This is a genomic window from Jannaschia halovivens (genome assembly GCF_046452375.1).
Classification (GTDB): Bacteria; Pseudomonadota; Alphaproteobacteria; order Rhodobacterales; family Rhodobacteraceae; genus Jannaschia; species Jannaschia halovivens.
Genome location: NZ_JBKFDJ010000001.1, coordinates 1,316,180 through 1,331,259, shown reverse-complemented (window position 1 = coordinate 1,331,259; position 15,080 = coordinate 1,316,180). Strand labels below are relative to the sequence as shown.

Sequence of the window (15,080 nt, the reverse complement as noted above, 5' to 3'; positions counted from 1 at the left end):
AGGGTGCGTGGAAACCACGCACCCTACACCTCATGTTAAGCGTCGGCCCCTAGAGCCTGACGGATGTCCCGCTACATTCGTCCCGCGATACCCGGCGCCACGATCTTCTTCACCGTCGCCCTCGCCGAGCGGGGCAGCCGTCTTCTCGTCGATGAAATCGATCTCCTCCGGCGCGCCTACGGCGCGACGCTCCGCGACAGGCCATTGCGAACCGACGCGATCGTGGTCCTTCCGGATCATCTGCACTGCGTCTGGACGCTGCCCGAGGGCGACGCCGACTACGCGACCCGCTGGCGCCTGATCAAGGCGCGCGTCTCGCGCGCCCTGCCGATGCCGCCGCGCCGCGCCAGCCAAAGCGCGCGCCGTGAGCGCGGTCTCTGGCAACGCCGCTACTTGGAAGATCATATCCGCGACGAAGCGGCGCTCCATACCGCCATCGCCCGCTGCCACCGGGACCCGGTGAAGCACGGCCTCACCGACGACCCGTTCGGTTGGCCCCATTCCTCAATCCATCGCGACATGGCGGCCGCGCTCCGCCACGGCGCCGCGATCCGAGCGCGCGAGCCTTGGCAACCTCCCGCTCACGCGCCGGTCACCCTTCCCACCGCCGCACCCCTCGGCTAAACCCCGCAAAACCCCGGGCGCCGACCGCCACGGGGGCGGTACGGTTTGGGGAACGCACGCATGTCTATTTTCGGAAGCCTGTTCAGCAAGGACATGGCCATCGACCTCGGCACGGCGAACACGCTGGTCTACGTGAAGGGCAAGGGGATCGTCCTGAACGAGCCCTCGGTCGTCGCCTACCACATGAAGCAGGGCCGCAAGGAAGTGCTCGCCGTGGGTGAGGACGCCAAGCTGATGCTGGGCCGAACCCCCGGCTCGATCGAGGCGATCCGTCCCATGCGCGACGGCGTCATCGCGGATTTCGACACCGCCGAGGAGATGATCAAGCACTTCATCCGCAAGGTGCACAAGCGCTCGACCTTCACCAAGCCGAAGATCATCGTCTGCGTCCCCCATGGCGCCACCCCCGTCGAGAAGCGCGCCATCCGCCAGTCGGTCCTGGGCGCGGGCGCGCGGAAGGCGGGCCTCATCGCCGAGCCCATCGCGGCGGCCATCGGCGCAGGCATGCCGATCACCGACCCCACGGGCTCGATGGTCGTCGATATCGGCGGTGGCACCACCGAGGTCGCGGTGCTGAGCCTCGCGGATATCGTCTACGCCCGCTCGATCCGCGTCGGCGGCGACCGCATGGACGAGGCGCTCGTGAGCTATCTGCGCCGCCATCAGAACCTGCTGGTGGGCGAGGCCACGGCCGAGCGCATCAAAAAGGAGATCGGCACCGCGCGGATGCCCGAGGACGGGCGCGGCGAGGTGATGACGATCCGGGGCCGCGACCTTCTGAACGGCGTCCCGAAGGAGACCGAGATCAGCCAGGCGCAGGTCGCCGAGGCGCTGGCCGAGCCGGTGCAGCAGATCTGCGAGGGCGTGATGACCGCCCTCGAATCGACCCCGCCCGACCTCGCCGCCGACATCGTCGATCGCGGCGTGATGCTGACGGGGGGCGGCGCGCTTCTGGGCGAGCTGGACCTCGCGTTGCGCGAACAGACCGGCCTCAGCATCAGCGTTGCCGACGAGAGCCTGAACTGCGTGGCGCTCGGCACCGGCAAGGCCCTGGAATTCGAGCGGCAACTGTCCCACGTCATCGACTACGACAGCTGATCCACGAGGGGGGCGCATGTCCCGGACCCGACCCGGAGAAGACGTCTACGGCAGGCCGCTCCGGCGGCTCCTGCTGGGGATTCTCTGTGCCGTCCTGGTGGCGCTCGTGCTGCTCTGGCGGATCGACAACCCGCGCGCCGAACGGCTGCGCGCCGGGCTGGTGGACCGGGTCGTCCCGAGCTTCGAATGGGCGCTGGTCCCGATCACCTGGGGCGGTCGGCTGATCGAGGATTTCGAGGGCTATGCCCGCGTCTACGACCAGAACCAGGAGCTGCGCCGTGAGCTTCAGCAGATGAAGGCCTGGCGCGAGGCCGCGATCCAGCTCGAGCAGGAGAACGCGCGCCTGCTCGATCTCAACAACGTCCAGCTCAGCCCCGACCTGACCTTCGTGACCGGCGTCGTGCTGACCGATAGCGGCTCGCCCTTCCGCCGCTCGGTGCTCCTGAACGTGGGCGGCTCGGACGGCATTCGCGACGGCTGGGCGGCGATGGACGGCCTCGGGCTCGTGGGCCGCATCGCGGGCGTGGGCGACCGGACGGCGCGCGTCATCCTGCTGACCGACGGCAACAGCCGCATCCCGGTGACGATCCAGCCCTCGGGCAAGCGCGCCATCCTCGCGGGCGACACGACCGCCGCCCCCGCGCTCGATTTCGTGGAGAACCCCGAGGACGTGCGCGCGGGCGACCGCATCGTGACCTCGGGCGATGGCGGTGTCTTCCCGCCCGATCTCCTCGTCGGCCAGGTCGTGCGGGGCGCCGATGGCCGCTTGCGCGTCCGCCTCTCGGCCGACACCAACCGGCTGGAGTATCTGCGGGTGTTGCGCACCCGGCCCGCCCGCGGCATCGAGAGCACCGGCGACCTCATCGCGCCGCCGGCGGGCCCCGTACAGGGCCCCGTGCGCCCCGAGCCCGCGCCGGATACCGCCCCCGAGGGCGACGGCTGAGATGTTCGCGCGCCGCGTTCTCGCCTATCGCCTGACCTTTGCGGGCCTTGCCTTCGTGATCCTGTTTTTCGCGCTCCTGCCGTTCGGCTCAGGCGAGGGGGGGGTGCCCGGCCCGGAACTGACGGTCTGCCTGATCTGCGCCTGGGTGCTGCGCCGCCCCGACTACGTCCCCGTCTGGCTGATCGTGCCGCTTCTTCTGCTCGACGACGCGCTCCTGATGCGGCCGCTCGGGCTCTGGACGCTGATCGTCCTCCTTTTGTCGGAATACCTGCGCCGACGGGTCGATCACGCCGAGGCGCTGCCCTTCTGGTCCGAGGCAGGGCTGGTCGCGGGCTGCATCCTCGCGGCATTCCTCGCCAACCACCTGGCGCTTGTGCTGTTATTCGCCGAGACGCCGCCGCTGATCGGGCAGGGCTTGCATGCCCTTGCGACGATTGTGTTCTACCCGCCAGTCGCCGTATTCTCGCAATTGATCGGGGTGAGACGGCTCGCCCCCGGCGAGCTGGACAGCCTCGGCACCCGCGCCTGAAGGACCTGTCGCATGAAGCGCAATCCGCAAGACGTCACCCTGTCGAGCCGCCGGATCACCCGGCGGGCGCTGGTGCTGGGCGGCGCGCAGCTGGGGTTCGGCGCGCTTCTGCTGGGACGGATGCGCCATCTCCAGGTCGATCAGGCCGACGAGTTCCTGCTTCTGGCCGAGGAGAATCGGATCAAGGTCCGGCTGCTGGCGCCCGCGCGCGGCCTGATCCACGACCGCAACGGCACCCTTCTGGCGGGCAACGAACAGATCTACCGCGTCTCGATGATCCGCGAGGATGCCGACGACGTCGACCGTGTCATCACCGCGCTGCGCGGCCTCGTCCGCCTCGACGAGGAAAAGCTGCAACGCGCCCTCCGCGAGATGGATCGCCGGCCGCACCAGTCCGTCACGCTGGCCGACCGCCTGACATGGGAGGAGCTGTCGACCATCGCGGTCAACGTGCCGACGCTGCCGGGCATCACGCCCGAGGTGGGTCTCAGCCGCGTCTATCCGTTGGGGCAGGATTACGCGCATGTGGTCGGCTATGTCGGCCGCGTCTCCGAGCGCGACATTGCCGAGGCCGAGACGCCCGATCCCCTGCTCCAGACGCCGCAGTTCCAGATCGGCAAGATCGGGGCCGAGCGGTCGCTGGAAGGCGTGCTGCGCGGGCGGGCGGGCTCGCGCCGGGTCGAGCAGAACGCCGCCGGACGCATCATGCGCGAGTTGGGGCGCACGCCGGGCCAGTCGGGCCAGGACGTCCAGCTGACCATCGACGCGGGGCTTCAGAATTTCACGCAGGCCCGTCTCGGCACCGAAAGCGCCAGCGCCGTGGTGATGGACGTACGCAACGGCGACGTCCTCGCCGCCGTCTCCTCGCCCAGCTACGACCCCAACCTCTTCGTCTCGGGCATCAGCGTGCCCGACTATGCCTCTCTGCGCGATAACGATCACCGCCCGCTGCACAACAAGATCGTCCAGGGCCTCTATCCGCCCGGGTCGACCTTCAAGATGGTGACCCTGCTGGCGGCGGTCGAGGCGGGCGAGATCTCTCCGGGCGAGACGGTCTATTGCCCCGGCCACACCACCGTCTCGAACCGCCGCTTCCACTGCTGGAAGCGCGCCGGGCATGGGGCGGTCGACCTCGCGAAATCGCTGCGCGAAAGCTGCGACGTCTATTACTACGACCTCGCCCAGCGGGCCGGGATCGACCGGATCAGCGCCATGGCCCGCAAGCTCGGGCTGGGCAAGGCCTTCGACCTCGAGATGACATCCGTCTCCGAGGGGCTCGTGCCCGATCGCGACTGGAAGGCCGAGCGTCGCGGTGAAGCCTGGGTCGTCGGTGACAGCCTCAACGCGTCCATCGGGCAGGGCTTCGTCCTCGCCTCGCCGATGCAGCTTGCGGTGATGACCGCGCGCCTCGCCTCCGGCCTCGAAGTCGAGCCGCGCCTCGTCCGATCCGTCGACGGCATCGCGCGCCCGTCCGGCGTGAAGGGGCCGCTCGACATCCCCCGCAGCCAGCTCGAGCTGGTTCGCGCCGCCATGTACGAGGTCGTCAATGCCCGTGGCGGCACCGCCGGGCGCTCCAAGTTCGACCTCGCCGGGATCAAGTGGTCGGGCAAGACCGGCACCAGCCAGGTCCGCAACATCACCGCCGCCGAACGCGCGCGCGGCGTGTTCCGCAACGAGGACCTGCCGTGGAACCGTCGCGACCATGCGCTCTTCGTCGGCTACGCGCCCCATGACGATCCGAAATACGCGATCTCGGTCGTGGTCGAGCATGGTGGCGGCGGCTCGGCGGCGGCGGCCCCGGTGGCCCGCGACATCATGCTCTACGCGCTCCATGGCGGGATGCCGCCGCTCGAGGCCTACCCGTCGGGCCAGCGCGGCCAGATGGAGGAGCTCCTGTCGGCGCTCCCGGTCAATCCGGGCCTCAACCGCGGCGCCGGCATCTCCGAGGCATGAGCTATCTCGAATACAACGTCGCCCGCGTCCCGTCGGGCTTCCAGAAGGTGCTGGCGCTCAATTGGGCGTTGGTCCTGCTCGTGACGGCGGTCTCGGCGCTGGGCTTCCTCGTCCTCTACTCGGTTGCGGGCGGAAGCTGGCGCTGGGCCGAGCCGCAGATGCAGCGCTTCGTCTTCGGGCTGGTGGTGATGTTCGTCGTCGCCATGGTGCCGATCTGGTTCTGGCGCAACGTCTCGGCGCTGGCCTACGCGGTGACGATCGCGCTCCTCCTCGCGGTCGAGTTCGTCGGCTCCACCGGCGGCGGCGCGCAGCGCTGGATCGACCTCGGCTTCATGCGCCTGCAACCGTCCGAGCTGATGAAGGTCACGCTCGTGATGATGCTGGCCGCCTATTACGATTGGCTGCCCGCCTCCAAGGTCAGCCGGCCCCAATGGGTGCTGATCCCGGTCGTCGTCATCCTCCTGCCGGTCTTCCTCGTGATCCAGCAGCCTGACCTCGGGACCTCGATCCTGCTTCTGACCGGGGGCGGGGCGGTGATGTTCCTCGCCGGCGTCCACTGGGCCTATTTCGCGACCGTCATCGCCGGGGGCGTCGGCCTCGTGACGGCTGTGCTGCAATCGCGTGGCACGACGTGGCAACTCCTCCAGGACTACCAGTATCGCCGCATCGACACCTTCCTCGACCCCGAGAGCGACCCCTTGGGCGCGGGCTACCATATCACCCAGTCGAAGATCGCGCTGGGTTCGGGCGGGTGGACGGGCAAGGGGTTCATGCAGGGCACGCAGGCACGCCTGAACTTCCTCCCCGAGAAACACACCGATTTCATCTTCACGACGCTGGCCGAGGAATTCGGCTTCCTCGGCGGCATGTCGCTCCTGATCCTCTACCTCCTCATCATCGCGTTCTGCGTGGGCTCGGCCCTGCGCAACAAGGACCGCTTCGCGTCGCTGGTGACGCTCGGGGTCGCGGTCGCGTTCTTTCTGTTCTTTGCGGTCAACATGTCGATGGTCATGGGCCTCGCCCCCGTCGTGGGCGTCCCCCTGCCGCTGGTCAGCTATGGCGGCTCGGCGATGATCGTGCTGATGCTCGCATTCGGGCTGGTGCAATCGGCCCATGTCCATCGCCCGCGGGCCAGCGGCGAGGGTCGGCTCCTGCGCCGCTGACCCGCGCCTTCGCGCTCCCGAACCATTCCTGTGCACGGATCGGCCTTACGACCCTGCACGGATCGCCTATCTCTGGTCCAACGCCATGAACGGAGCGATCCCATGACCAAGCACATCACCGGCCTGCATCACGTCACCGCCATCAGCGGTCCGCCGCAGGCCAACGTCGATTTCTTTACCAAGCTGATGGACCAACGGCTCGTGAAGAAGACCGTCAATTTCGACGATCCGGGCACCTATCATCTTTACTACGGCAATCGCACCGCCGAGCCGGGCACCATCCTGACCTTCTTCCCCTTCGTTGGCGCCCGCCCCGGCGTGCCCGGCAGCGGGATGGCCTCGGCCTATGGCTATTCGGTCGGCGAGAGCGTCTTCACCGACTGGCTGGACGAGGTGCGCGCCAAGGGCGGCACCGTCTCCGACCCGGCCGAGCGCTTCGGCCAGTCGGTCGCCACGGTCACCGATCCCGACGGTGCGACGGTCGAACTGGTGGCCGAACCCGGCGATCACGGCCCCGCCGAGGGCGGTTTCCATTCGACGACGCTATGGCTCCACGATCTCGGGCCGACGCAGCGCCTTCTCGTCGACCACATGGGCTACGAAGAGGCGGGGCACGAGAGTGCGGGCGGCACCGAGCGTCTACGCCTCAAGGCGCCGGGGGATGCGCGGGGCACGGTCGTGGACCTCTATCGCGCGGATGGCGCGCCGCGCGGCCAGCAGGGTGCGGGCTCGATCCATCACGTCGCGTTCCGCGCCAAGGACGATGCCGACCAGCTTGACTGGCGCGACCGGATGATTGCCGCGGGCATGCAGGTCACGCCCGTGATCGACCGGCAGTATTTCAACGCGATCTACTTCCGCGAGCCGGGTGGCGTGCTCTTCGAGATCGCGACCGATCCGCCCGGCTTCACCCGCGATGAGCCGCTGGAACGCCTCGGGGAGGCGCTCAAGCTGCCCGAGAAATACGAGCCGATCCGCGACCGGATCGAGGCGGCGCTGCCCCGGATCGAGGCGTGATCGGCCTCGTCCTGATCCACGGGCGGGGCGGGTCGGCGCGGGACATGATGTCCCTCGTCGGCCCCTTGGGCGCCGAAGGTGCGGCGCTGGCCGCGCCCGAAGCGCCCGGCCAGTCCTGGTGGCCGACCAGCTTCCTCGCGCCGATGGCGCAGATGGAGCGTCCGCTCGCGGACGGGCTCGGCGCCGTCGATCGCGCCGTGGCCTCGCTCGATCTGCCGCGCGCGCAGGTCGCCGTGGTCGGGTTCTCGCAAGGCGCCTGCCTCGCGCTGGAATACGCCGCGCGCCACGGCGAAGGGCTCGGCGCCGTGATCGCGCTTTCGGGTGGGCTGGTCGGCACGGCGGACGCGCCGGGCGAGGTCTACGGCTTCGGCGAGAAGGCCCTCGACTACGACACCGACCTCTCGGGACTGCGCGCGCTGGTCACCTGCCACGAGGCCGACCCGCATATCCCGCTGGTCCGCGCGACCCGCAGCGTCGAGGCGCTGGCCGGGCAGGGGGCCGAGACCCGGATGATCGCCCATCCCGGCGCGGGTCATCAACCGATGCCCGACGGCATCGCCGCCGCCCGCGAGATCCTCACCTCCCTCTGATCGCGCCATCGAAACGAAAACGGGCCGCCCCATGGGGCGGCCCGTTCGTCGTTCAGATGCGAAAGGTCACTCGCGATTGCCGAGGAACTGCAGCAGGAACATGAACATGTTAATGAAGTCGAGATAGAGACGCAGCGCGCCCATGATCGCGGACTTCCCCAGCCATTCCTGATCGCCATGCGCGGCATGGGCGATGTACTCGTTCTTGATCGACTGCGTGTCGTAGGCCGTCAGACCCGCGAAGATCAGCACACCGATCGCCGAGATCGCGAAGGCCAACGCCGACGAGGCGAGGAAGATGTTGATGACCATCGCCGCGATCAGGCCGATCACGCCCATGATGAGGAACGTGCCCATGCCGGACAGGTCCTTCTTGGTCGTGTAGCCGTAGAGGCTGAGCCCCGCGAAGGCGATCGAGGTCACGAGGAACGTGCTGATGATCGACGTGCCCGTGAACACGAGGAAGATCGAGCTGATCGACAGGCCCATCACCGCGGCGAAGGCGTAGAATGCGACCTGAGCGGTGGCCGCGGACATGCGGTTGATCATCGCCGAGAGGCCGAACACGAAGATCAGCGGCGCGAACATGATCAGCCACTTGAGCGGCGACGCGTAGAGCGAATAGCCCAGCTGCGTCAGGTAGGTGTCGGCATTCAGCTGGGCGACGGCCGCGGACGGGTCCGTCGTGACCGCGAGGCCGGAAATGGCCCAGGCGGCCGCGAACGTGATCAGCATGCCCACGGACATCGTGCCGTAGACCTTGTTCATATGGGCGCGGAGGCCCTGATCGATCTCCGCGGCCTGTGCGCCGGAAATCGTGCCGGTCCGCAGGGCGTCGAATTGTGCCATGGAACTCCTCCAAGGGTGAAAACCATGGAAACCCGCGAATTGGACGGGCTTCCTCGTGTTGAGATATTGGCGGCGTGCGTGACCATTTCAAGGCGGAATGGCCCGCCATTCCGGCGATTTCGATTGATTTTCTCTATCGAACGGGTGGCCAGAGCCCGATCATCGACCCATCGTGACCACGACCTTGCCCGTCGACCGCCGCGCCCGCAGCAACTCCAGCCCCTCGGCGGTGCGCGCCAGCGGCACGCTGTGGCTGACATGGGGGCGAAGCTCGCCGCGGCTCCACATCTCGAAAAGCGCCGCGATGCTGGTCCGGATCACCTCGGGTTTCACCGCGAGATAGCCGCCCCAATACATGCCCAGAAGGTCGATATTCTTGACCAGCAGATGGTTCGCCTTGACCTGCGGGACCTCGCCGCTGGCGAAGCCGATTACCAGGATACGCCCATCCGCGTTGGTCGCCCGGAACGCCGCCTTGAACGCGGCACCACCGACCGCGTCATAGACCACGTCCGCACCGCCCAGGGCCAGGATCCGGTCGCGCAGGTCCGGCGCGTCACCGTCGATCAGGTGATGCGCCCCGTGCGCGCGCGCGACGGCCAGCTTCTCCTCGCCCCGCGCCACTGCGACCACTTCGGTCCCCATCTTGGCGCCCAGCTCGACCGCCGTCAGCCCGACGCCGCCCGCGGCCCCCAGCACGACCAGCCGTTCGCCCGGTTGCAGCCGCGCCTTGTGGGTCAGCGCGACATGGCTCGTGGAATAGGCGACGATGAAGCTCGCCGCGATGTCGGACGGCATGTCGTCCGGCACGGCGACACAGCGCGCCGCGGGAAAGCACCCCGCCTCTGCCAGGCCGCCCGATCCGCCGAACACCGCGACCCGCGTCCCCATCGCCGGGGCCTCTACGCCCGGCCCATGCGCCGTGACCGTGCCGCAGACCTCCATGCCGGGCGCGAAGGGCAGGGCGGGCGTATCCTGATACGTCCCCTTGATCATCAGGAGATCCGCGAAGTTCAGCGCGCAGGCCTCGATCGCCAGCGCCACCTCGCCGGGGCCGGGACGCGGGGCCTCCACATCGGTCACGGCCGGGTCGGACTGGTGGTCGGTTACGAGATAGGCGCGCATCGGTCTCTCCTCTTCGCGGGTCGCCCCCTGCTGCCCTGCCGGGCGCAGCGCCGCAACCGTGACGCGACCGAAGCCCCCGGCGCACCTGCGACGGTTTGCCTCCGACCGCGCGTGAACGAATATCGACCGACCCGCGTTCGGCCCTAAGTGAATGATACGACACCGAGGGAGGACGACCATGAAGCATCCCGTCGACGTCCATGTGGGCAAGCGCGTGCGGCACCGCCGCTGGGTGATCGGCATGACCCAGCAGCAGCTCGCCGAACATGTCGGCATCAAGTTCCAGCAGATCCAGAAATACGAGACCGGGATGAACCGCATCTCCGCCTCGCGCCTCTGGGAGATCGCGAATGCGATGGACGTGCCGGTCGAACATTTCTTCGACGGGTTCGACACCGGACGCGCGAAGGGCAAGGGTCAGGACCTTCTCACCGACCGCGAGGCGCTGGAGCTGATCCGCGCCTATTACGCCGTCCCCGAAGCGCAGCGCCGCCGGCTCTTCGACCTTGCCCGCGTCATGTCGGACGCCGCCGCCTGACACCGGCTTGACCGCGCGCGCGCCCTCGTGTCACCCCCGGTGGCAAGATACGTGGGGTGCGGGCATGGCGGATGATCTCGAGACCTTTGCCCCCGTGGCCGAGGCGCTGGCCGACGCGGCCCGCGTCGTCACGCTCGAACATTTCCGAACACCGCTTGCCGTCGCCAGCAAGGGCGATCACTTCGACCCCGTGACCGTCGCCGACCGCGCCGCCGAGGCGGCGATGCGCGACATCCTCGCCCGGATGCGCCCCGACGACGCCATCCTGGGCGAGGAAGCCGCGGCCACGCCCGGCACCACCGGCTGGACATGGGTACTGGACCCGATCGACGGCACCCGCGGCTTCATCTCCGGCACGCCGACCTGGGGCGTGCTGGTGGGTCTGCGCGATACGGACGGCCCGCGGCTGGGGATCGTCGACCAGCCCTTCACCGGCGAGCGGTTCTACGGCGCAAGCTTCGGGCCTTCGGTCGCGCATTGGACGCGGGGGGACGAACGGCGCAACCTCCGTGTCCGTACCACCACCGACCTCGCCGACGCGACCATCCTCACGACGTTCCCCGAAGTCGGCACCGCGGCCGAGGGCGAGGCCTTCGCCCGCGTCGCCCGGCACTGCCGCCTGACGCGCTATGGCATGGATTGCTACGGCTACGCCCTGCTGGCCGCCGGCCATGTCGATCTCGTGATCGAGGCGGGGCTTCAGGTCTACGACATCCTTGCGCCGATGGCGCTGGTGCAGGCGGCGGGCGGCATCGTCACTGACTGGCAAGGGGGCCCGGCGCAGGATGGCGGCACCGCCATCGCCGCCGCCACGCCCGCGCTCCACGCCGCTGCGCTGGACCTCCTGAATGGCTGAGACGCTGATCCGGGGTGCAGCGCGCATCCGCGCCATGGACGACACGCCGGACCCCGCCGACGGCAGCGACATCCTGATCCGCGACGGCATCATCGCGGCCATAGGCCCGTCGCTCGAAACGCGGGGCGAAATCGTGGACGCGGACCGCTGCGTCATCACGCCGGGCCTCGTGAACACCCATCACCATCTCTACCAGACGCTGACCCGCGCCGTGCCCGCCGGTCAGGACGCGCTGCTCTTCGGCTGGCTCAAGGCACTCTATCCGATCTGGGCGCGCTTCACGCCGGACCACATCCATGTCGCGACCCAGCTTGGGCTGGCGGAACTGGCGCTTTCAGGCTGCACCACATCCTCGGACCATCTGTACCTCTTCCCCAACGGCGCGCGGCTCGACGACACGATCCATGCCGCCTCCGAGATCGGGCTGCGCTTCCATCCGACCCGCGGGTCGATGTCCATCGGCGAGAGCGAGGGTGGCCTGCCGCCCGACGCGCTGGTCGAATGCGAAGCCCCGATCCTCGACGATTGCATCCGCGTGGTCGACGCCTTCCACGACCCCGCGCCGGGGTCGATGTGCCGCGTGGGCCTCGCCCCCTGTTCGCCCTTTTCGGTCAGCCGCGAGCTGATGCGCGACACCGCTATCCTCGCCCGAGACAAGGGGGTCCGCCTCCACTCCCATCTGGCCGAGAACGACGAAGACGTGGCCTATTCGCTCGACCGTTTCGGTTGTCGCCCCGGGCAATATGCCGAAGACCTCGGTTGGACCGGCGACGACGTCTGGCACGCCCACTGCGTCAAGCTCGACGCCGCTGAGATCGCGCTTTTCGCCCGTACCGGCACCGGCGTCGCGCATTGCCCCTGCTCGAATTGCCGCCTCGGCTCGGGCATCGCGCCCTTGCGCGATATGCTGGACGCGGGCGTGCCCGTGGGTCTGGGCGTGGACGGCTCGGCCTCGAACGACGCGGCCAACCTGATGGACGAAGCGCGGCAGGCGATGCTCTTGCAACGGGTCGCGCGGGGTGCGGACGCGATGTCGCCCGAGGCCGCGCTCCGGGTTGCAACGCGCGGCGGCGCGCGCGTTCTGGGGCGCGACGACGTGGGGCGGATCGCGGTGGGGATGCGCGCCGACCTCGCCCTCTGGCCCGTGGACGACGTCGAGGCGGCGGGGTCCTGGGACGTGGCCGCGCTGCCCTTGGCCGGTGCGCGGCGGGTCCGGCATCTGTTCGTCGAAGGGCGTCAGGTCGTCCGCGACGGCGCGGTCACGACGGTCGATCTTCCGCACCTGATCGAGCGGGCCGAGGGGCTTGTCCGAGGCCTGATGGCCTGAGCGGTCAGACCGGCATCTCGGGCGGCACGCGATCGCCCGTCGCCTCGCGGAAATGACGCCGGCAGAGCGAGACATAGCGCTCGTTCCCGCCCACCTCGACCTGCGCGCCCTCGGTCAGCGCGCGGCCATCCGCATCCTGCCGGATCACCATCGTCGCCTTGCGTCCGCACCAGCAGATCGTACGCACCTCGCGCATCTCGTCGGCCAACGCCAGAAGGGCGGCGGAGCCGGGAAACAGCTCGCCCCGGAAATCCACCCGCAGCCCGTAGGCCATCACCGGCACGCCCAGATCGTCCACCGCGCGCGCCAGTTGCCAGACCTGTTCGCGGCTGAGCCATTGCGCCTCGTCCAGCAGCACGCAGGCGCATGGCTCCTTGGCCAGCCGCGCCTCGATCATCGCATAAAGGTCGCTGGAGGCGGCATAAGTGTCCGCCTTGGCCTCGATGCCGATGCGGCTCGCGATCCGGCCCGTGCCCGCCCGGTCGTCGAAATTCGCGGTCAGCAGATAGGTCCGCATCCCGCGTTCGATATAGTTGTAGGAGGCCTGCAGGAGCAGCGTGCTCTTGCCCGCGTTCATCGTCGAATAGTTGTAATAGAGCTTGGCCATCTCAGGTCCGCGTCACGACCACCGATCCCACCGAATATCCCGCCCCGAACGAGCAGATCAGGCCGCGGTCGCCTTCGCCCAGATCGGCCGAATGCTTGGCGAAGGCGATGATCGACCCCGCCGAGGAGGTGTTCGCGTAATCCTGAAGGATGTTCGGCTGCTCCTCGGGCTCCGGCACACGGCCCAGCACCTTGCGCCCGATGAAGTCGTTCATCGACTTGTTCGCCTGGTGCAGCCAGAGGCGCTTGAGGTCCTCGGCGGCGATCCCCTCACCGGCCATGTGGTCCGCGATATGGCCCGCCACCATCGGCAGCACTTCCTTGAAGACCTTTCGCCCGTTCTGCATGAACTGCATGTCCCGGCGGTCCTCCATCTGGTCATGGGTGCGCCTGAGGAAGCCGTCGTTGTTGCGGATGTTGTTGGAGAATTGCGTCGCACAGCGGGTGCTGTCGATGCGGAAGCCCCGCGCGTCCGGGTCACCGTCGAGCACCAGCGCGGTGCAGACGTCGCCGAAGATGAAATGGCAGTCCCGGTCGCGCCATTCGAGATGCGCCGAGCAGATCTCGGGGCAGGTCACGATAGCGCGGCGGATGGACCCGGCCCGGATCATGTCGGCGGCGGCCTGGATGCCGAAGGTGGCACTGGAACAGGCGACGTTCATGTCGAAGGCGAATCCGCCGGTGCCCAGGAGGTTCTGGATCTCGATCGCGACGGCCGGATAGGCCCGCTCGTGGTTCGAGGCGGCGCAGATCACCGCGTCGACCCCGGCGGCGTCGATCCCCGCCATCGCCAGTGCGTCGGTGCAGGCGGCAACCGCCATCTCGGCCATGTGGCCCGGCTGGTCGTCGGTCCGGGCGGCGAGGCGCGGAAACATGCGGGCGGGGTCCAGCACGCCGTCTCGGTCGAGCACGAAACGCTGCTCGATCCCGCTGGCCGAACGGATGAACTCGGCGCTCGAATGGGGGATCGCCTCGCGCGTGCCGGCGGCGATCTCGTCCGCGTGGGCGGCGTTTTCGCGGTCGGCATAGGCGTTGAAGGCCACGACCAGATCGTCGTTCGTGATGATCTGCGACGGGGTGAACACGCCCGATCCGGTGATGGTGACGGGCATCTGGGTCGTCCTTTCGCGCACACGGCGCCGCGGCGTCGGGCCCGCGGCCGGGTGGCGCCCTGTCTGCCGCCGGGCCGGTCCGGCGTCAAGCGGCGCGGGGCGCGCGCCCTTGCGTCACGCGGCGCTGCGGTCGCCCCCTGTCTCGGCCAGTCGCGCGCGAATTCGGTCCTCGATAAGGTCCACCTCCTCGGCGAAATCGGGCGCGCCGCACAGCACCAGCCACGGGATCCGCGCCTGCGCGAAGGCGCGCCGCTTCAGCCGGTCGCGCCGGAGCGCGCGGTCCCGCCAGCGGTCGCCACCCGCGCAGTCGAGCGCGAGGACCGGGCGCGCCGATCCGTCGACCAGCAGGAAATCGACCCGCTTGCTGCGCAGCGCCTTGCGCAGGCTCAGGCCGCGCCCCTCGGCACCGCCATCGATGGTGAAGACCGCCATCAGAGAGACTTCGGGCGCGACGTGCAGACCGTTGCGATGCGCCAGTTCGCAAAGCCGCCCGAACAGCGCCGCGCGCCCCTCGTCCACCAGCGAGCGCACCCCGAGGCTTACCGACGCGAGGTCGTCGACCCCACTCAGCCGTGTGGTGGCCGCCGACATGACGCGCCGGTCGCGGCTTCGCTGGAACGACGAGGGCAGGGCGGCGAACATGACGGGCTCCTCGGCGAATGGGACCCGTTCTGCCTAGCCGCGCATTCGTTACCGAAAGATGAAGACGGGCGCCCGAACGGGCCCCGTCTTCACCCGAAGGTTAACGCC

16 protein-coding genes are annotated in these 15,080 nt (G+C 69.0%); 11 read left to right on the top strand and 5 right to left on the bottom strand.

Going from position 1 to position 15,080, the window contains the following annotated elements; genetic code table 11:
* Positions 1–63: 63 nt before the first annotated feature.
* From ACK8OR_RS06720 to ACK8OR_RS06685, 8 genes are all read left to right on the top strand, one after another.
* Positions 64–624, top strand: a complete 561-nt coding sequence (locus tag ACK8OR_RS06720) for an REP-associated tyrosine transposase (RefSeq protein WP_410188646.1) — start codon at positions 64–66, stop codon at positions 622–624.
* Between the two features lie 60 nt (positions 625–684).
* Positions 685–1,722 carry a rod shape-determining protein gene (locus tag ACK8OR_RS06715; protein ID WP_410188645.1) on the top strand — a complete coding sequence of 346 codons (1,038 nt, stop codon included), beginning with the start codon at positions 685–687 and terminating at the stop codon, positions 1,720–1,722.
* 16 nt (positions 1,723–1,738) lie between these two features.
* Positions 1,739–2,665 (top strand): rod shape-determining protein MreC, encoded by a 927-nt coding sequence (mreC, locus tag ACK8OR_RS06710; RefSeq protein ID WP_410188644.1) that lies wholly within the window; start codon positions 1,739–1,741, stop codon positions 2,663–2,665.
* A 1-nt stretch (position 2,666) separates the two neighbouring features.
* A complete protein-coding gene (locus ACK8OR_RS06705; protein ID WP_410188643.1) occupies positions 2,667–3,194 on the top strand; it encodes a rod shape-determining protein MreD in 528 nt (175 codons plus the stop codon).
* Between the two features lie 12 nt (positions 3,195–3,206).
* Entirely contained in the window at positions 3,207–5,147 is a 1,941-nt protein-coding gene (gene mrdA, locus ACK8OR_RS06700) for a penicillin-binding protein 2 (RefSeq protein ID WP_410188642.1), read from the top strand.
* Positions 5,144–6,310, top strand: a complete 1,167-nt coding sequence (rodA, locus tag ACK8OR_RS06695) for a rod shape-determining protein RodA (RefSeq protein ID WP_410188641.1) — start codon at positions 5,144–5,146, stop codon at positions 6,308–6,310. Before mrdA ends, rodA begins: the two co-directional genes overlap by 4 nt.
* A 102-nt stretch (positions 6,311–6,412) precedes the next feature.
* Positions 6,413–7,327, top strand: a complete 915-nt coding sequence (locus ACK8OR_RS06690; RefSeq protein WP_410188640.1) for a ring-cleaving dioxygenase — start codon at positions 6,413–6,415, stop codon at positions 7,325–7,327.
* Entirely contained in the window at positions 7,324–7,917 is a 594-nt protein-coding gene (locus tag ACK8OR_RS06685; protein WP_410188639.1) for an alpha/beta hydrolase, read from the top strand. The genes ACK8OR_RS06690 and ACK8OR_RS06685 overlap by 4 nt, the downstream gene beginning before the upstream one ends.
* A gap of 66 nt (positions 7,918–7,983) precedes the next feature.
* On the opposite strand, the gene ACK8OR_RS06680 is transcribed toward ACK8OR_RS06685, so the two are convergent.
* The gene (locus tag ACK8OR_RS06680) at positions 7,984–8,766 is read right to left on the bottom strand and encodes a Bax inhibitor-1/YccA family protein (protein ID WP_410188638.1); all 783 of its coding nucleotides are present in this window, start codon (positions 8,764–8,766) and stop codon (positions 7,984–7,986) included.
* Between the two features lie 159 nt (positions 8,767–8,925).
* Positions 8,926–9,891 carry an NADPH:quinone oxidoreductase family protein gene (locus ACK8OR_RS06675; RefSeq protein ID WP_410188637.1) on the bottom strand — a complete coding sequence of 322 codons (966 nt, stop codon included), beginning with the start codon at positions 9,889–9,891 and terminating at the stop codon, positions 8,926–8,928.
* Positions 9,892–10,069: 178 nt separating this feature from the next.
* Between ACK8OR_RS06675 and ACK8OR_RS06670 the strand changes: the two genes are divergently transcribed.
* The 3 genes from ACK8OR_RS06670 to ACK8OR_RS06660 all read left to right on the top strand — a co-directional run bounded on the left by ACK8OR_RS06670 (position 10,070) and on the right by ACK8OR_RS06660 (position 12,612).
* The gene (locus ACK8OR_RS06670) at positions 10,070–10,429 is read left to right on the top strand and encodes a helix-turn-helix domain-containing protein (protein WP_410188636.1); all 360 of its coding nucleotides are present in this window, start codon (positions 10,070–10,072) and stop codon (positions 10,427–10,429) included.
* 64 nt (positions 10,430–10,493) lie between these two features.
* A complete protein-coding gene (hisN, locus tag ACK8OR_RS06665; protein WP_410188635.1) occupies positions 10,494–11,285 on the top strand; it encodes a histidinol-phosphatase in 792 nt (263 codons plus the stop codon).
* Positions 11,278–12,612: an 8-oxoguanine deaminase gene (locus tag ACK8OR_RS06660; protein WP_410188634.1), complete on the top strand. Its 1,335-nt coding sequence runs from the start codon at positions 11,278–11,280 to the stop codon at positions 12,610–12,612. The genes hisN and ACK8OR_RS06660 overlap by 8 nt, the downstream gene beginning before the upstream one ends.
* 4 nt (positions 12,613–12,616) lie before the next feature.
* Here ACK8OR_RS06660 and ACK8OR_RS06655 read toward each other — a convergent pair whose 3' ends face one another.
* From ACK8OR_RS06655 to ACK8OR_RS06645, 3 genes are all read right to left on the bottom strand, one after another.
* Positions 12,617–13,219 (bottom strand): thymidine kinase, encoded by a 603-nt coding sequence (locus tag ACK8OR_RS06655; RefSeq protein ID WP_410188633.1) that lies wholly within the window; start codon positions 13,217–13,219, stop codon positions 12,617–12,619.
* Between the two features lies 1 nt (position 13,220).
* Positions 13,221–14,330, bottom strand: a complete 1,110-nt coding sequence (locus tag ACK8OR_RS06650; RefSeq protein ID WP_410188632.1) for a beta-ketoacyl-ACP synthase III — start codon at positions 14,328–14,330, stop codon at positions 13,221–13,223.
* 114 nt (positions 14,331–14,444) lie between these two features.
* Positions 14,445–14,972: a DUF2726 domain-containing protein gene (locus ACK8OR_RS06645; protein WP_410188631.1), complete on the bottom strand. Its 528-nt coding sequence runs from the start codon at positions 14,970–14,972 to the stop codon at positions 14,445–14,447.
* Positions 14,973–15,080: the final 108 nt, after the last annotated feature.